The sequence below is a fragment of the Nostoc sp. DedQUE09 genome (assembly GCF_034530915.1).
GTDB lineage: Bacteria > Cyanobacteriota > Cyanobacteriia > Cyanobacteriales > Nostocaceae > Nostoc.
Window position 1 is genome coordinate 56,126 of the sequence record NZ_JAVRCE010000010.1, and the last position, 16,470, is coordinate 72,595.

The following is a 16,470-nucleotide window of genomic DNA, read 5'->3' on the forward strand; positions in this document are numbered from 1 at the left end:
TATAAACTGTTATGCTTGATTTTCAATATCTATGAAAATTGATCACGTTCATTTCTATGTAGAAGATGCCAAAGTGTGGCGAGATTGGTTTGTACGCCATCTTGGTTTTCAAGCAGTAACCGATCGCATCAGTTCATTTCACACTTGTACAGAAGTGGTGAAAAATGGTAGTGTCTGCTTTTTTCTATCTTCACCTCTGTTACCTACAAGTCCAGTAGCTGAATTTCTGCGTCAATATCCACCTGGTGTGGCAGATGTCGCTTTTGCTGTCGAAGATGTTGAAGGCGCGATCGCACTAGCTCAAAAATACGGTGCGACAATCCTACAACCCATCCAGGAACGCCAGATAGGTACGGCATCCCTCAAGTGTGGCAAAATTGCCGCCTGGGGTGGACTGACTCATACGTTAATAGAAAGATCATTGGTCAGTAGTCATCCGTCATTGGTTTTTGACAAAGGACAAATGACAAATACTTCGACTACGCTCAGTACAAGTGACAACACTTTTACCGCCATAGATCACATAGTGTTAAACGTGGCAGTTGGTGAATTGGAAAATGCTGTGGCTTGGTACGAAAACATTCTAGATTTTCAACCCCAACAGGCATTTAAAATTAAAACCAATCGCTCTGCTTTACACAGCCAGGTGATGGTTTCGCGCAACGGTAGCGTCCAATTGCCAATTAATGAACCTGCTTCTAAGAATTCTCAAATTCAGGAATTTCTAGATGTCAATCGGGGGCCAGGAATTCAACATATTGCCTTGCGGACGACTAATCTTGTGAATGCGATCGCTAAATTTCGTGCCAGTGGTTTATCCTTACTCTCGGTTCCCCAAAGCTATTACACACAACTAAAACAGCGTCCAGGAATTACACTATCATCTCTAGAACTAGAAGCGATCGCTCAACAAGAAATTCTCGTAGACTGGCAAGAATATACTTCTTTAGAGGGAGGCAATACTGCACCCTTATTACTGCAAATTTTCACCCAGCCCATTTTTGAACAGCCGACATTTTTCTTTGAGTTTATTGAACGCCGTTTTCAAGCTCAAGGTTTTGGCGAAGGTAACTTTCGCGCCTTATTTGAAGCCATTGAAAGCGAACAAATCAAACGCGGTACTTTGCAATGATGCCTGAGTACAAAATCTCAATTGAAATTCAACCAGACTCCAAACAAGTTGATTTTGTAGACAAGCAACTTCATAAATTTAATATAAGTAAGATTGGAGATTATCAATATACGCCACTGTGTCTATTGCTTCGTGATTCAAAAGAAAATATAGTGGGTGGCTTGGAAGGTTTTATCGGCTTGGGATGGCTTCATATCGGTACTCTCTGGATTGCAGAGGAGTTAAGAGGTGATGGATATGGAAAAGCACTTCTTTTGGCGGCAGAACAAGAAGCTGTGAATCGTGGCTGCTTAAACGTATATGTTTTTACTTACAGTTTCCAAGCTCCTGAATTTTATCAGCACTTGGGGTATGAAGTTTTTGGAGAGTTAGAAGATTTTCCTCCAGGTCATCGTCGATACTTTCTTAAAAAGAGTTTACAAAAAACCTTTAGCTAGACTTAATACCCTGAAAAAATAGCTATACATCTGAGATAAACTTAATAAAAATTAACTTTTACCGCCGATGCTAAGACTTATTACTGACTTCGACGGCCCAATTATTGATGTTTCCGAACGTTACTACCGTGTTTATCAATTCTGCTTAGATAAAACCCGTCGCCCAGATCAAGTAGTGCAAGAACTTCCGAAAGCGGAATTTTGGCAGTTAAAGCGATCGCGTGTTCCTGAAAAACAAATCGCCTTAAATTCTGGGTTAGACGAGGCCCAAGCTCAAGAATTCGCCCAACTAAGGCGGCAAACGGTGCATACAGAACCTTATTTTAACTATGACACTCTCGCACCTGGTGCTGTGGATGCACTGTTAAAAATTCAACAAGCTGGAATTGATTTGGCAGTTATGACTATGCGCCGAGTTCGAGAACTAGATTATGCCTTTAAAAAACACGATTTAGCGAGATTTTTCCCAGAAAATCGTTGTTATTGCTTGAGTAACGACTATGTTAAAACTCGTGATATTGAAGATAAGCCCTTGTTAATGGCTAGGGCATTAAAAGAACTGCCCCCAGCTACTGAGACCTGGATGGTAGGAGATACGGAAGCCGACATCACTGCTGCGAAAAATTATGGTATTAAGGTGATGGCTGTAGAATCTGGGATTCGCGATCGCACCCAACTAGAACTTTACCACCCCGACTTAATTGTTCAGGATTTCAGCGCTGCTGTAGATATAGTTCTAAAACCTAAATACCTTGTCTAAAAAGGCTCTGTAGAACCAATTCAGGTTGCAAATTAAAATAGGAGTCAGAATAGCTATTCTGACTCCTGACTTTTTCATCTCAGAAGAACATACATAAACCATGTCTTCTTTATAGAAACCTGCTTACAGGGGTGGTTTAACGTAGAAAACTACTAACCAACCACAACAATATAAACGTCACTACAGTAGAGAACTGATTAGTTTCCAGATTGATAAATGATATTTGTGGTAGGAGCCAGCTAGCAACTAATCCCCCAGCGATTAGGCCAATTATTAAACTGACCAGGGTGAACAAAACTGCTCGGCCAAATTTGCCTTCCTTGCGATTGAGAAAGTAAATACTAGTGCCTACGCCAACCACCAATGCTAACTGCAAAACCTGATCGCCCCCCTCTGGATAGAACAGGCTAATAGAACTCAAACCGAGAAACCAAGCTCCTGGTAAGAGTATATCCGCAGGCGTTGGCTGATCAAGCATCCGTTGCAGCCATGCAGGTGACTGCTCACGAGGGGTTGGACTTTCTTTAGGAGGCGATTGCACTCGCAACTCTGGAAACCGTATTCGCTCAGGGACTTTGATTTTACCTTCCTGGCGCATCCGTAAGCGATCCATTAAAATCGCATCGTAAGCCGCTTCAATCACTTCTAAATGCTTGGCATCGCCATTATGTTGCTCGAATAGGCGATTACGAGCATCCTGAATTTCATCGAAGCTAGCCTCTTCTGATACCCCAAGTTTTTCGTAGGGATTTTGATCGCTCATGGGAGTTTGTTACTTCAGCCTCAATCAGCGGCAGTCTTTTATCGAAAAAACAGCTTTAGGTTTTATTTTGATCGAAACTAAAGTCTCGATCTATTTATATGCCCTACCAGGATAGTAGCACGGGTTAGTTTGATCGACTTTGTAATTTCAACTATAGTCACTTTAACATATCACTATAACTCCGTGTATACCCTCATGTCGTTGTCTAATTCTGGCTCTAATCTAGAATTTGAACGGAGAGTACCTAAAAGTCATGGTTTTTATGAAAAAATCAACTTTAATGTTTCAAATTTGGCAACTTACTGTGCCCTAAAATAGTTTTTTTTAATTATACTGAATAATCGCTTGTGGTATATATCCACATATCGATTTAAAATTGAAACGTTTTAAGTTACCACCTAACAAGGATCGAGAAGGTGCCTTGCTATCAAGAACGGTTGCAGTTCAAGTCAGAGCGCTTATATACTGTTGGCTAACAGAAGTTTCGCCTTCTTATTGCCCACAATCCTGATTAGAGTATTTATTTTAGAACAATCGGGATTGTCATACCGTAGCCATGTAGATTCTTAGTTAGTCCTAAAGTGGCAACTGCGTTTTTACGCAACTCTCTTGTTAATCTTACGAATTTTTGTGCAAAGTAATGGTCATGGCTCCTGCCAAGATTCTTGTAGTTGACGACGACCCTGCGGTTCGGAATTTAATCCAACGCTTTTTGATTAAGCAGAACTATCAGGTGGAGGCTGCCGAAGACGGAAAGACAGCCTTAAATCTATTTGAGCAATTTAACCCTGATTTGGTGATTCTAGATGTGAATTTACCAGATGTCACAGGGTTTAACCTCTGCCAAGAGATGCAAAGTCGTAATGGTGTTTTTGTTTTGATGTTGACTAGCCGTGCTGACGAAGCTGATAAGATTCGCGGTTTTGCTAAAGGTGCTGATGACTATCTCACCAAGCCTTTTGGACTAGGAGAGCTAGAAGTTAGAGTCGGAGCTATTTTGAGGCGTCAGCGAGTGATAACTACTGCCGAGCAGAAACGCTTGGTATTTGAAAAACTTATGATTGACCCAGTGCGACGGGAGGTAGCACTTAATAACCAACCAGTACCCTTAACTGCTCTGGAATTTGACTTGTTGCATTTTTTAGCTAGTCATCCAGGCCGAGTTTGGCGGCGGGCAGAACTAATCCAAGAAGTGTGGGATTATGAATATGTCGGCGACCAGCGGGTTGTAGATGTTCATATCGGCCAAATTCGCAAGAAGATTGAAATTGATGCTAGTCAGCCAGCATTAATTCAAACTGTACGTGGCGTAGGCTATAAGTTTGAATCTGCTGCTCACCCCCAGCAGTTGGAAGGCAAGTCCTGAGTTTATAGTCTAGAGTTAAAAACTCTTGACTGTTAACTCTTGGGGAGCCATTAGTGAATTTCTTTAGTAAAAGACAAATTTAGACAATTAAAATAAGTAGATATTCCTCAAATACACGCCAAACAGTTATTTGAGATATTTATTTATCTATTTAAAATAGTGGGCAGGGGAGAGAGTCCACTGGAAAATATTTCTTGGTATCTAACCGTTTTGGTAGATATAACGGTGCTGAGATTGGAGTTCATAGGGTATATAGCTGTGCATTGGTAGTCAAATGAAGCTAAAGTCCCCTTAAAAGCCCGTTTCTAGCCTCTGTCTGGAAATGCTGCTCATTGAGCTGTTGCTGTAAGCCAGGTAAGCGGCAGCCTCAAAATAGATATTTCCAGTTGGAGACTGAGAACAAAGGTAAATTCCGCTCTATTACCAACTAATTTTGGCAATAAGAGAAACTATTAGAACTTTTTTATCGATCGGAATTTACCGATCTTTTTTATTGTAATATTGCCGATCGCTATTAGCTTAAAATCCCGTAAATGGGGCACGGTATGCCGTGCCCCATTTACAGGGGAATAACGCCCTTCATAGCAGTACCTATGGAGTGTCTAGTAAATTAGCTGTTGCTGGTGAGTCGGTACAGGGCATTTCTACTGAGGAGTGGTGAAACAAAGTTTCCAGATAGACTCGTGCAGCACGGCGATCGCTATCTCCATTTTGGAGTAAAAACAATGATAGCGCCGCCGTCAACACTCTGTTTTCATCCCAATCAGGATGGGTTTCTAAGTAGTTTTTTAAGGATTCGTGGAGTGTTTCAGGAATTTCTGTAAAGATGCTAACCGTTGATTTCATAAGATTTTCCTCCTATGAGGATAATCAAGAGGGACAATTTGCTTGCGGTAAACCGATTTAGGGCTTTACACGCTCTTTCGCTATCCCGACAATCTGCACTTGCATTTGATAGTAATATATTTTACACATTTGATGCCAGCCGATTGAACGGTTTATAAAAGCAAGCCGCATCATTGTGCGCCAAGAGGGGGTGGGTTTGTCAATGCTGCGAAATGTTAAAAACGATTGTATAAAAAATAAATGCGAACGAAATAATCAATATTTCAGCCAGTTTTTTGTTACTTTACTTTACAAAAACTCAGTCTTTAAACTTCTTTGCTACTTGTAATCAACAATCCCCAGTAAGACAGCAAGAAGCCTATTAGCTCGTATAGCACCTGTGGAAAACTGCTAAAATCCCTGTGGAAACCCTGTGGAATGAGTGAGGAAAATAGTAGCCAATGATAAGAATTACAAAAATGTCATCAACCTATGACATTTAAGCTCATGAAATTAGCTTCTCAATCGCAGTTATCATCGTGGTTGCCCTCGATACATCCCCAGGTCTGGATTTTCGCAATTGGTAGATTTCTCTCAGAAGTTGGTACCGGCTGTACCCTGTTTTATGCGCCCATCTTTTTTGTTAATCAACTTGGTTTATCTGCAACCAGTGTTGGGGTAGCCTTGGGTAGCGCCTCGATTTCCGGCATTGTAGGGCGGATTGCGGGTGGTTCTTTGGCTGATTCTGAATATTGGGGACGCCGCCGCACTTTGTTGCTAGCGACGGCGATTTCAGCAATTGCTTCTCTAGTTTTAGCTGCAACCGATAATTTCACGTCTTTGGTAATCGGTAGCTTGATTAGCGGTTTAGGCATAGGTTTCTATTGGCCTGCGGCTGAAGCTGTGGTTGCTGACGCTAGCCAAATTGACAATCGCCGCGAAACTTTTGCGATCGCCAGACTAGCTGATAATCTTGGGTTAGCGATCGGAATTCTGCTGGCTGGGTTTTTGATTGCGATAATTGGGAGTTATCGCTGGTTATTTGTGATTGATGCCATCTCTTTTATGGTGTTTTTTGGAGTTGTCTATTTAGGGATTAGTGAAACTGAACACCAGATAGAGGAATCTGAAAAAACAGAACTTTTTGTTTCTTGGATGGCAGTATTAAGAGATAGGCGTTTTTTAGTCTACATCGCGGTTAATATATTTTTCACAATCTATATTTCTCAAATCCACAGCACCTTGCCGCTTTACTTCAAAAACTTTGTCCTTGTCGAAAGTACCGCCAAGGGATTTACTGAAACTACCATTAGCGGACTATTTGCTTGGCATCTAGTGTTCGCAATTATTTCTCAGTTGCCTGTCACCAGCATTTTAAAACGCTGCTCTCACACACTCGCGCTCACTGTTTCCGCCATTTTCTGGGCAATTGGTTTCGGACTAATTTGGTTTAGCACTACAGTCCCATCTCATCATCTGCTTTGGGTAATATTGGCATTGGGAGTATTTGCTATGGCGATTGTCTCTTACACCCCATCTGCTGCTTCTTTAGTGACTGAGTTAGCCCCGAAAAATCAACGCGGCGTTTATTTTTCTATCAACGCTTTATGCTGGGCTGTTGGCTCTTTTATTGGTCATCCTTTGGGTGGATGGGCATTAGACCAACCACAAATTATTACTAATAGTTACTGGCTAGGCTTCATTTTGAGTGTAGCGATCGCTGTGGTAATTTTACAGTATCTCAATCGAATTTTGACTGAGTAACATAACTCCCCACGGTAAGATGACTTGTTTTTTGCTCTATTGACGACGTTCTTGGAGCTTGCGATATACCGATTTCAAATCCACTTGATGGTGAGCTAGGGCAACCAAAGTATGATATAGCAAATCAGCCACTTCACCTGCGATCGCATCTGCTTCATTATCCTTAAAAGCCATTACCACCTCAGCAGTTTCCTCACCAATCTTTTTCAAAATTTTGTTATCGCCACCTGCGAATAGTTGACAGGTATAAGAGCTTTCAGTAGGATTATCGCGGCGATCGCATATTATTTGAAACAATTGCGACAATGTATCTCCTGGTGGCGCAACAATTTTTCCTTCTATTTGGTGAAAGCAACTGCGCTCTCCAGTATGGCAGGCAACATCTCCTAATTGTTCTACCCCGATAAGCAGCGCATCACTATCACAGTCATAACGGATACTCTGCACCTTTTGGATATGCCCAGAAGTTGCCCCCTTGTGCCACAATTCTTGTCGGGAACGGCTCCAAAACCAAGTTTCTTCAGTTTCTAAAGTCTTTTGTAACGACTCCTGATTCATCCACGCCATCATCAGGACAGTACCATCTAGATAGTCTTGGACAATTGCAGGCACCAGACCCCGTTCATCGTAGCGGATTTTCTCAACCGGGATAGTGTAATGCAGCGATCGCGAATCGTTAGAAGACATACCAGCTAGTTTGCTCTAATGAGAATAATTTATGGATTCACGATACCATTCAGAATAGGGCAGCTGGTATATTTTTTTTAATTAAATATCTAAAGTCAAGTCTTCATTGGACTTGCATAACATAATGTTATTTTTTTGGTTCCGCTAATTTTATAGGATAGAAATTCTAAGCAGTGTTTGACCCTATCCTAAGATAGAGCTTTTTATTGCCCACTGTTAGGAGAGAACTTTGGTAAATACCACAATTAAAACAACAAAATCACAAGAAGTCTTCGCCGCTGCTCAAAATCTCATGCCCGGAGGAGTCAGTTCTCCAGTTCGTGCCTTTAAATCTGTGGGCGGACAACCCATCGTTTTTGATCGTGTCAAAGGCGCGTATATTTGGGATGTAGATGGCAATAAATACATAGACTATGTAGGCACATGGGGCCCAGCTATTTGCGGTCATGCTCATCCAGAAGTAATTGCAGCATTGCATGAAGCTTTAGAAAAAGGCACCAGTTTCGGCGCTCCCTCAGCCCTAGAAAATGTTTTGGCAGAAATGGTCATTGATGCCGTTCCTAGCATCGAAATGGTCAGATTTGTCAACTCTGGAACTGAAGCCTGTATGGGAGTTTTGCGACTGATGCGGGCTTTCACCAACCGAGACAAAATCATCAAATTTGAAGGTTGCTATCACGGACACGCCGATACGTTTTTAGTGAAGGCAGGTTCTGGTGTTGCCACACTTGGCTTACCAGACTCACCAGGAGTTCCTAAATCAGCAACTAGTACCACTCTAACTGCACCTTTCAATGACCTAGAAGCAGTCAAAGCTTTATTTGAAGAAAACCGCGACGAGATTGCTGGTGTCATTCTTGAGCCAGTTGTCGGCAATGCTGGATTTATTGCGCCTGACGCTGGTTTCCTTGAAGGATTACGGGAACTAACTCACGAGTATGGAGCGTTATTAGTATTTGACGAAGTGATGACAGGCTTCCGCATTGCTTACGGTGGCGCTCAAGAAAAATTTGGCGTCACTCCCGATTTAACAACCTTGGGTAAGGTAATTGGTGGTGGTTTGCCAGTAGGGGCTTATGGTGGCCGCCGAGATATTATGTCAATGGTTGCACCTGCCGGTCCCGTATATCAAGCTGGGACTCTTTCTGGTAATCCCTTAGCGATGACTGCTGGGATTAAGACTTTAGAATTGCTGCAAAAGCCAGGTACTTACGAGTCTCTTGAGCGAATTACTAAAAAGCTAGCAGATGGTTTGCTGCAAATTGCCAAAGAAACTGGTCATGCAGCTTGCGGCGGTCAAATCAGCGCCATGTTCGGCTTATTCTTTACCGCTGGCCCAGTTCATAACTACGAAGATGCGAAAAAGTCTGATACAGCCAAATTCGGACGCTTCCATCGCGGGATGTTAGAGCGCGGTGTTTACTTAGCACCCTCTCAATTTGAAGCTGGGTTTACGTCTTTTGCTCACACTGAAGAAGACATTGAGCAGACTTTAGCAGTTGCACGGGATGTAATGTCTAGTCTGTAATCCGAACCTAATCCAGGTAGTGGAGTTAGGAGCAGAAACTTCCTCCATTCAGAAACTGGCATTGTGTTAGCTGAAAGTACGGCATTATTAGATTAGACCTCTTGCAAAAATATATTTTTGCAAGAGAGGGAAAAGGAAAAAGGTTAAAGGGAAAGGATTTTGAGTTTCTTTACCCTTTTCCCCTGCCCCTTATCCCCAGAGGGGGCCCCACCTTCCCCTTTACCCCGACAAATGCCAAGAAGTCTATTGTTGATGGGCGGTACTTTCCGCGCTAACCCACCTGACATTTAAATTTCTAAAAAATTTAAAACATTGCTTATGACAAAAAAACCGTCCAAAATTATCATCTGAACGGGATTTTTCCTATTAATACTTGATACAAACCTGGCCTACTACAGGCTATACGGTATCTAAAAACTACAAGTCAGGAGGCAAAATTACCTGATCGATTGCATGGATTACACCGTTGCTACCTGTGATATCTGCCTGTGTCACTTTAGCATCATTGACAGTTACACCGGTAGCCGGATCAACTTTAACGTTGATTGCGCCACCTTCAAGGCTTTTAACTTCGCCAGACTTTAAATCAGTGGACAGTACCTTACCAGTCACTACATGGTAAGTTAAAATCTTGAGCAATACTTCTTTGTTATCTGGCTTTAACAATTCTTGCAAAGCATCTGCTGGCAACTTAGCAAAAGCTGCATCAGTGGGTGCGAAAATAGTTAAGTTATCTTTGCCTTGTAAAGCTCCGGTCAATCCTGCTGCTTTCAAAGCCTTGGTCAAGGTGGTAAAGGAAGCGTTTGACTCTGCCAAGGCTAACAAGTTTTTGCCTTGATTGCTGCTTGCCCCTGGTGCTGGTGGAGTTGTGGTCGGTGTCTCAGTGGGTGGAGTACCTGGGGTGATGGGTGTAGGTTCAGTAGGTGTAACACTACCACCACCACGGTTATAGGGAGGCTCGTTGAAAATACTTGGTTTGGGATTTAACGTTGCACCACTTCTCTGTGCTACTGGTTTGCGTTTGGCATTGCCCTTTTCTATTTGGGAAACGGCTTCAGCAGGTGTGTATTGATTGTTTGCTTGAAGGCGTTGACCTTGGTTATAAGGAGCTTCGTTGAAAATACTGGGGTTAGGATTTAGTACCTCTTTCGCATCAGATGGTAAAGTAATGAGGACGCTGAAACTAGTAAATCCTGCTATGCCTGCCAACGTGGTCAGCAATTTGCTGTAATTTGTCTTCATAAATTTTGTTTTTCTTTTTGTCCACACATTACATAAAGATTTATAACATTTTGCTATGCACAAAATCTAACTCAAGAGGGAAGTAAGATTTTTCTATAGAAGAGTTTGTGCTAGTAAGGTAAAATATTTAACCTCGATTCACGCTGTTAAGTATGCAATATATCTACCATATATTTCATGTAAATTGAGCAAATTTTCTCTATCACATGAAAATTTAAAAATCCCACTCGTGTAGCGAAAATTCTCAGAAAGTGTGAAAATCTTACCTCTACAAGTTATGAGTTACAATGAGCTTCAGAAAAAATTATACTTAAAAAGACAATTTAGATACAGAGTTGTACGGGAAATAATAGTTGATTCATAAATCCTGAATTACATAGAGAAGAAGGCTATATTTTAGAATTAACCATTAATTATTCAGCAAAAACACAGAAATTAATTACCGAAATATTTTAACGTAGGCTAACCCTGACAAAAATTGAAGTAAGTGTTGAAGGGCCACGAATGAGGAGTTAGCTTTATTTATTTATATATACTGAATTAAATTACTTAGTTATTTATATTTTAATCAATCAGAAAACAATATTTTTTTAATCAATAAATTTTGCCAAAAATCAGGCATCGGTTAAACCCTAATGTCAATTAAATAGACAGCTAACCAACTAATACCAATCAAAATTACTTAAACTAAAGATACAATTGTAAAGTTAATAAGTTGACCAGTTACAAGAGATAGAACACATGCTGGAATTATACCAATGGGAACTCTCTCAATACTCAGAGAAAGTGCGCCTAATTCTAGATTTTAAAGGACTAGATTACCGCAAAATAGAGGTTACGCCTGGAATTGGACAAGTGGAACTGTTCCGGCTGACTGGTCAAAGACAAGTGCCTGTATTAAAGGATCGTAATAAATATATTGCGGATTCTACGGAAATAGCTAAGTATTTAGACTTAGAGTATCCCGATCGCCCCATAATACCGCAAAATCCTAAACAACGGGGTTTAACCTTATTAATAGAAGAATGGGCGGATGAGTCCATAGGCATCAAAGGTCGCAAAGCACTATTTGCAGCCGTAAGTCAAGATCAAAATTTCCGTAAGTCTTTATTACCCACCTCAACACCAGATATATTTAAAAGTCTGGTTCAAGGAGTACCTAGTGACTTACTGTCAGTGTTGGGTTTTGGCGTAGGTTACAGCCCAGATGTGATACAGTCAGCGATCGCATCCCTAAAACAAGACTTGGAAGCCTTGACGTTATTATTGGCAGATAGTCCTTATTTAACAGGAGATGAGCCGACTTTAGCTGACTTAGCGGTGGCTGGATTATCGATATTACTCAAGTTCCCCTCTGGGCCCTATCTGGATTTACCAGCTTCTATCAGAGGTAAAGGATTGCCAATCTTTGCCGAGAATATAGATTATGAACCATTCTTCACCTGGCGCGATCGCCTTTACGCCCAATTCCGCAAACCGTTAATTAGTACCACTCCATCAACAGGAAGTGCGCCAACCTCGATTCAGATTGATTAGATAATTGGACATGGGGAATTGGGCATAGGGGATGGAGAAAAAACAAATGACCAATGACCAATGACAAATGACAAATGACAAATGACTAATCAGATGAATTCGGCACAGCCATTAGGTTCGGTCATTCAAGGTTCTCTAACTGAAGGTTTAGAAGTACGATTGCATCCTGACATTTCTGTAGAAGATATGCGGGTGGGCAAGTTTCTTGTTGTGCAAGGGATGCGATCGCGTTTTTTTTGTATGCTGACAGATGTAGCATTAGGAGCTGCTAATGCCCGAATTATTGCTAATCCCCCCAGTTGGGAAGACACTTTTTTACGAGATGTTTTAGCCGGAAGTGGTACTTACGGTACTATCAACCTCGCGCCGATGTTGATGTTCACTCCCGAAACTGAAGAATCTTTCTCCCCAACAAATGGCAAATCGGCAAATCCTTTCCTCCCATCGGTGACGGGTTTGGCTTCATTTATGCCACAAACCAGCACGACGATAGAATTGTTGCCTGTTAAAACTATTCCTAGCCACTTTAGTCAAGTTTACGAAGCAAGTGTTGACGATTTTCGCCGGGTATTTGGTTGGGAAGATGACACCCAAAGGCGCAACTTTTCCATTGGGAAACCTTTGGATATGGATGTGCCCGTTTGCATCGATTTAAACCGCTTTGTAGAACGGAGTAATGGGGTTTTTGGTAAATCTGGTACTGGGAAATCCTTTCTAACGCGGCTGCTTTTAGCTGGCGTTATCCGTAAAAATGCGGCAGTAAACTTGATTTTTGATATGCACTCTGAGTATGGGTGGGAAGCCGTTGCAGAAGGTAAGAACGTCAATACGGTTAAAGGTTTAAAGCAACTTTTTCCTAGTAAAGTGGAAGTTTATACCCTCGACCCGGAATCAACAAAGCGTCGTGGTGTGCGTGATGCTCAAGAACTTTATTTGAGTTACGAGCAAATAGAAGTTGAAGATATTAAGTTATGTAGCCGAGATTTAGGACTCTCTGACGCAGCCTTAGATAACGCCAATATTCTGTATAGCGAATTTGGCAAGTCTTGGATTGTCCAGTTGTTGAATATGACTAACGAAGAAATCGAGGTGTTTTGCGACGAGAAGCGCGGACACAAAGGCTCGATTATGGCATTGCAGCGCAAACTCTTGCGGATGGATAGCTTGAAGTATATGCGAGCAGTTTGCCCCCAGAATTACATTAGTAAAATTGTGCAATGCCTGGAATCTGGGAAGAATGTTGTGATAGAATTTGGTTCCCAGTCTAATATGCTCTCTTATATGTTGGTGACAAATATGATCACCCGACGTATTCACGAGCATTACGTCAAGAAAGCAGATAAATTCCTGCAAAGCAAAAACCCTAGCGATCGCCCAACGCCATTGATGATTACCATTGAAGAGGCGCACCGTTTCCTTGACCCGGCTATCGTCCAAAGTACTATCTTTGGGACTATTGCCCGCGAACTGCGGAAGTATTTTGTCACACTTTTGGTAGTTGATCAACGTCCATCAGGCATAGATAATGAAGTTATGTCGCAAATTGGGACTCGCATTACCGCTTTGCTGAATGATGAAAAAGACATTGACGCGATTTTTACAGGTGTATCTGGTGGTAGCGGACTGCGATCGGTATTGGCAAAGCTAGACTCGAAACAACAAGCTTTAATATTGGGTCATGCTGTTCCTATGCCAGTAGTAGTACGTACCCGACCTTACGACGCAACTTTTTACGCAGAAATTGGTGAGCCTGCCTGGGAAGAAAAACCTGACGCAGAAGTATTCGCCGCCGCGGAACTAGCCAAAGCTGACCTTGGATTTTAGATTGTCATTTGTCAGTTGTCCCTTGTCCTTTGCAAATGACCAATACAACTCTTGGAGAGGCTGCGCCAGCGACTTACCTCGGCTCCGGCTCCTTCGAGCGAAGTTGAGATGCTCGATACAAGTGACTAATGACAAATACAACTCTTGGAGAGGCTGCGCCCTAAGCGTAGCTATGCCGCAGGCTTTACGACTACGCTCAGTACAAGTGACCGATGACCAATGACAAATGACGAATTCGTGACATCCCTCCATTGTGAGAGCAAATAAAGTTCGGTTATCCGGCTAGTTTTTGGCAACAGAAGAGGGGTTTTTGGCGTCACTATAGATATAGTCAGTAATTTCAAGGAAATTTAAAATTTCTTCTATAACGACTGCTTTTGAATTATAATGATAGGTTTTATCTTAAGATAGTTTACTATTTGCCTGATTTATCGTATCATAAGTTAAGTAGAACTCATACCGACTTCGGATTTACCACTCGGTGTTACTAACTGTCCAAGAGAATAATTCTCAAAAATAACCAGCGTGCTTATAAAAGATTGAAAATTTAGGGAAGGTAGGGGAACCTATCATTGGGGGCTGACCGTCTTAACAACGGCTGTATCAATTAATTTCTTTTGGTAGCTCCCTACATCTCGTGATAAATGTACTACTTTTCCCCCTCCATTTTAGTAATAAAACATACATTATCTTTACGAAGTAGAGGACATCGCACCAATGCCTACTGTCAATACCCAAACGGAAAACCTCAACACCAAATTCACGGCTGATATGGTGCGAACCTATCTGCGAGAAATTGGTCGTGTACCACTGCTAACCCGCGAACAAGAAATTGTCTTTGGGAAGCAAGTGCAACAAATGATGACGCTGATCGACGCCAAGGAAGCTTTGGCGAAGAAGTTGCAACGCGAACCGGATATTTCAGAGTGGGCCGATCACGTTAAACAATCGGAAACCGATGTGCAACAAACGGTGGCACAAGGTAAGCGCGCAAAGCAAAAAATGATCGAAGCGAATTTGCGCTTGGTTGTTGCTATTGCTAAAAAGTATCAAAAGCGAAATATGGAGTTTCTGGATTTAATCCAGGAAGGAACACTAGGATTAGAGCGGGGCGTGGAGAAATTTGACCCGATGAGGGGTTATAAGTTCTCGACTTACGCTTACTGGTGGATTCGTCAAGCAATTACTCGTGCGATCGCTCAACAAGGTCGGACTATTCGCTTACCGATCCACATTACCGAGAAACTGAACAAAATCAAAAAAGTGCAGCGCGAGTTAGCTCAAAGCTTGGGGCGATCGCCGACTCCAGCCGAAATTGCCAAAGCACTAGAATTAGAACCTGCTCAGATTCGCGAGTACCTGAATATGGCTCGTCAACCAGTTTCTTTGGATGTGCGAGTTGGTGAGAACCAGGATACTGAGTTGCAAGAAATGCTCGAAGATGATGGTCCATCACCAGAGTATTACACAAACCAGGAATTCTTACGCCAAGACTTGAACAACCTGCTAGCAGAACTAACCCCGCAACAGCGAGAAGTTGTAGCTTTACGCTTTGGTTTAGAAGATGGTAATGAAATGTCATTGGCGAAAGTCGGTGAGAGACTGAATCTCAGCCGCGAACGCGTTCGTCAGTTAGAGCATCAAGCTTTGGCTCATCTGCGTCGCCGTCGTGCCAATGTCAAAGAATACGTTGCTAGCTAAAACAAGAGACGCGAAGTTCGCGTCTCTACAGAACCTTAGTGATGCGCCTCCTGAATTTAGGGGGCGATTTTTTTGCTGAAAACTAGGAAAAATTGGCGGGCGATTTCTATAGCGACAGAAGAATAACGGCAACAATTGGAACTTAAGATTGCGGCAATTATGTAGTCTCAATTTACATTCTTCAGCTAATCTCTATCTCTACCTCTTATCAAAGGAGTTGAGCAATTATCAAAAATTTATTATAATGAATCCCATTTTGTGGGCATCTCGGCAGGTGTCCGATTCGGTACAGATGCCGGGTAGGCAGGATCAACATACTGCATCGTTACTCGTGAACACCGTTCAGTGCTATCACAACTTCTAGCCCTCCAACCTTCCAAATTGGCTGCTTGCTCGATCAAAAAAGTGTCGGCAATATAGGAGACAATCGGCATATTCGTACCTGCATAGACGGGATCTTGTCCAGATAAAATAAATTGATCGCCAGAAGACTGAACCACCATTCTTTGTTGGACGACATCATTCTGACCATTGGAATAGCGCACATTAACGGTCATTGTGCCAGAATTTCCCATTAAAGTCAGGAGTCCATCAAAAGATTTCCCATTCATGCGCCACTGAAGTTTCCAAATCCCATCTAGAGGAGATATTTTGGAGGCTGGGTAAGGAGAAAAACCCGATGGCGGAAGGGATTGAGCGTAGTTTACCGCCGTAGGCATCGGTATTGGCATAGCCCCGGCAATATCAATTACTGATAAAAAAGTAAACGTGTAGACTGTCGTACCGAATTGAATCAGTTTGGTAAAGTTTAGTTTAAAGCGCCCAGTTTTCATAACTTTTTGGTGTGCTTTCTGGATAAATTTCATTAGATAAGTGTAGAGACGTTCCATAAAACATCTCTACAC

Annotated in this window: 13 protein-coding genes and 1 pseudogene; 9 read left to right on the top strand and 5 right to left on the bottom strand. The window is 42.1% G+C overall.

Annotation, left to right across the window (positions count from 1 at the left end):
- Positions 1-31: 31 nt before the first annotated feature.
- The 3 genes from hppD to RMY27_RS08940 all read left to right on the top strand — a co-directional run bounded on the left by hppD (position 32) and on the right by RMY27_RS08940 (position 2,329).
- Positions 32-1,132 (top strand): 4-hydroxyphenylpyruvate dioxygenase, encoded by a 1,101-nt coding sequence (hppD, locus tag RMY27_RS08930; RefSeq protein ID WP_322662345.1) that lies wholly within the window; start codon positions 32-34, stop codon positions 1,130-1,132.
- Positions 1,129-1,569: a GNAT family N-acetyltransferase gene (locus RMY27_RS08935; protein WP_322662347.1), complete on the top strand. Its 441-nt coding sequence runs from the start codon at positions 1,129-1,131 to the stop codon at positions 1,567-1,569. Before hppD ends, RMY27_RS08935 begins: the two co-directional genes overlap by 4 nt.
- 67 nt (positions 1,570-1,636) lie before the next feature.
- Complete coding sequence (locus tag RMY27_RS08940) at positions 1,637-2,329, top strand: HAD family hydrolase (RefSeq protein WP_322662349.1); 693 nt, start codon at positions 1,637-1,639, stop codon at positions 2,327-2,329.
- 136 nt (positions 2,330-2,465) lie between these two features.
- Here RMY27_RS08940 and RMY27_RS08945 read toward each other — a convergent pair whose 3' ends face one another.
- Positions 2,466-3,092 (bottom strand): CPP1-like family protein, encoded by a 627-nt coding sequence (locus tag RMY27_RS08945; protein ID WP_322662351.1) that lies wholly within the window; start codon positions 3,090-3,092, stop codon positions 2,466-2,468.
- 646 nt (positions 3,093-3,738) lie between these two features.
- Here RMY27_RS08945 and RMY27_RS08950 point away from each other — a divergent pair.
- Entirely contained in the window at positions 3,739-4,458 is a 720-nt protein-coding gene (locus RMY27_RS08950) for a response regulator transcription factor (RefSeq protein WP_194040360.1), read from the top strand.
- Positions 4,459-5,112: 654 nt separating this feature from the next.
- On the opposite strand, the pseudogene RMY27_RS08955 reads toward RMY27_RS08950, so the two are convergent.
- Positions 5,113-5,304, bottom strand: a pseudogene (locus RMY27_RS08955) (DUF2811 domain-containing protein); the annotation flags it as partial.
- 471 nt (positions 5,305-5,775) lie between these two features.
- Here RMY27_RS08955 and RMY27_RS08960 point away from each other — a divergent pair.
- Positions 5,776-7,047: an MFS transporter gene (locus tag RMY27_RS08960; RefSeq protein ID WP_322662353.1), complete on the top strand. Its 1,272-nt coding sequence runs from the start codon at positions 5,776-5,778 to the stop codon at positions 7,045-7,047.
- A gap of 36 nt (positions 7,048-7,083) precedes the next feature.
- Here RMY27_RS08960 and hisIE read toward each other — a convergent pair whose 3' ends face one another.
- Positions 7,084-7,734: a bifunctional phosphoribosyl-AMP cyclohydrolase/phosphoribosyl-ATP diphosphatase HisIE gene (gene hisIE / locus RMY27_RS08965; protein WP_322662356.1), complete on the bottom strand. Its 651-nt coding sequence runs from the start codon at positions 7,732-7,734 to the stop codon at positions 7,084-7,086.
- A 229-nt stretch (positions 7,735-7,963) separates the two neighbouring features.
- Between hisIE and hemL the strand changes: the two genes are divergently transcribed.
- Positions 7,964-9,262: a glutamate-1-semialdehyde 2,1-aminomutase gene (gene hemL, locus RMY27_RS08970; protein WP_322662358.1), complete on the top strand. Its 1,299-nt coding sequence runs from the start codon at positions 7,964-7,966 to the stop codon at positions 9,260-9,262.
- 417 nt (positions 9,263-9,679) lie between these two features.
- On the opposite strand, the gene RMY27_RS08975 is transcribed toward hemL, so the two are convergent.
- The gene (locus RMY27_RS08975) at positions 9,680-10,504 is read right to left on the bottom strand and encodes a fasciclin domain-containing protein (RefSeq protein ID WP_322662360.1); all 825 of its coding nucleotides are present in this window, start codon (positions 10,502-10,504) and stop codon (positions 9,680-9,682) included.
- A 741-nt stretch (positions 10,505-11,245) separates the two neighbouring features.
- On the opposite strand from RMY27_RS08975, the gene RMY27_RS08980 reads away from it, so the two are divergent.
- From RMY27_RS08980 to RMY27_RS08990, 3 genes are all read left to right on the top strand, one after another.
- On the top strand, positions 11,246-12,040 hold the full coding sequence (locus RMY27_RS08980) for a glutathione S-transferase family protein (protein ID WP_322662362.1): 795 nt from the start codon (positions 11,246-11,248) through the stop codon (positions 12,038-12,040).
- 93 nt (positions 12,041-12,133) lie between these two features.
- A complete protein-coding gene (locus RMY27_RS08985) occupies positions 12,134-13,864 on the top strand; it encodes an ATP-binding protein (RefSeq protein ID WP_322662477.1) in 1,731 nt (576 codons plus the stop codon).
- 717 nt (positions 13,865-14,581) lie between these two features.
- A complete protein-coding gene (locus RMY27_RS08990; protein ID WP_322639107.1) occupies positions 14,582-15,565 on the top strand; it encodes an RNA polymerase sigma factor, RpoD/SigA family in 984 nt (327 codons plus the stop codon).
- A 239-nt stretch (positions 15,566-15,804) separates the two neighbouring features.
- Here RMY27_RS08990 and RMY27_RS08995 read toward each other — a convergent pair whose 3' ends face one another.
- Positions 15,805-16,455 (bottom strand): hypothetical protein, encoded by a 651-nt coding sequence (locus tag RMY27_RS08995; protein ID WP_322662364.1) that lies wholly within the window; start codon positions 16,453-16,455, stop codon positions 15,805-15,807.
- Positions 16,456-16,470: the final 15 nt, after the last annotated feature.

Bases quoted from the DNA above. Each gene is read 5' to 3' on its own strand.
- RMY27_RS08985 (WP_322662477.1), top strand. From the start codon at position 12,134: ATGAATTCGGCACAGCCATTAGGTTCGGTCATTCAAGGTTCTCTAACT.
- RMY27_RS08935 (WP_322662347.1), top strand. From the start codon at position 1,129: ATGATGCCTGAGTACAAAATCTCAATTGAAATTCAACCAGACTCCAAA.
- RMY27_RS08995 (WP_322662364.1), bottom strand. From the start codon at position 16,455: ATGGAACGTCTCTACACTTATCTAATGAAATTTATCCAGAAAGCACAC.
- RMY27_RS08960 (WP_322662353.1), top strand. From the start codon at position 5,776: ATGACATTTAAGCTCATGAAATTAGCTTCTCAATCGCAGTTATCATCG.
- RMY27_RS08940 (WP_322662349.1), top strand. From the start codon at position 1,637: ATGCTAAGACTTATTACTGACTTCGACGGCCCAATTATTGATGTTTCC.
- RMY27_RS08990 (WP_322639107.1), top strand. From the start codon at position 14,582: ATGCCTACTGTCAATACCCAAACGGAAAACCTCAACACCAAATTCACG.
- RMY27_RS08945 (WP_322662351.1), bottom strand. From the start codon at position 3,092: ATGAGCGATCAAAATCCCTACGAAAAACTTGGGGTATCAGAAGAGGCT.
- RMY27_RS08950 (WP_194040360.1), top strand. From the start codon at position 3,739: ATGGCTCCTGCCAAGATTCTTGTAGTTGACGACGACCCTGCGGTTCGG.
- hppD (WP_322662345.1), top strand. From the start codon at position 32: ATGAAAATTGATCACGTTCATTTCTATGTAGAAGATGCCAAAGTGTGG.
- RMY27_RS08980 (WP_322662362.1), top strand. From the start codon at position 11,246: ATGCTGGAATTATACCAATGGGAACTCTCTCAATACTCAGAGAAAGTG.
- RMY27_RS08975 (WP_322662360.1), bottom strand. From the start codon at position 10,504: ATGAAGACAAATTACAGCAAATTGCTGACCACGTTGGCAGGCATAGCA.
- hisIE (WP_322662356.1), bottom strand. From the start codon at position 7,734: ATGTCTTCTAACGATTCGCGATCGCTGCATTACACTATCCCGGTTGAG.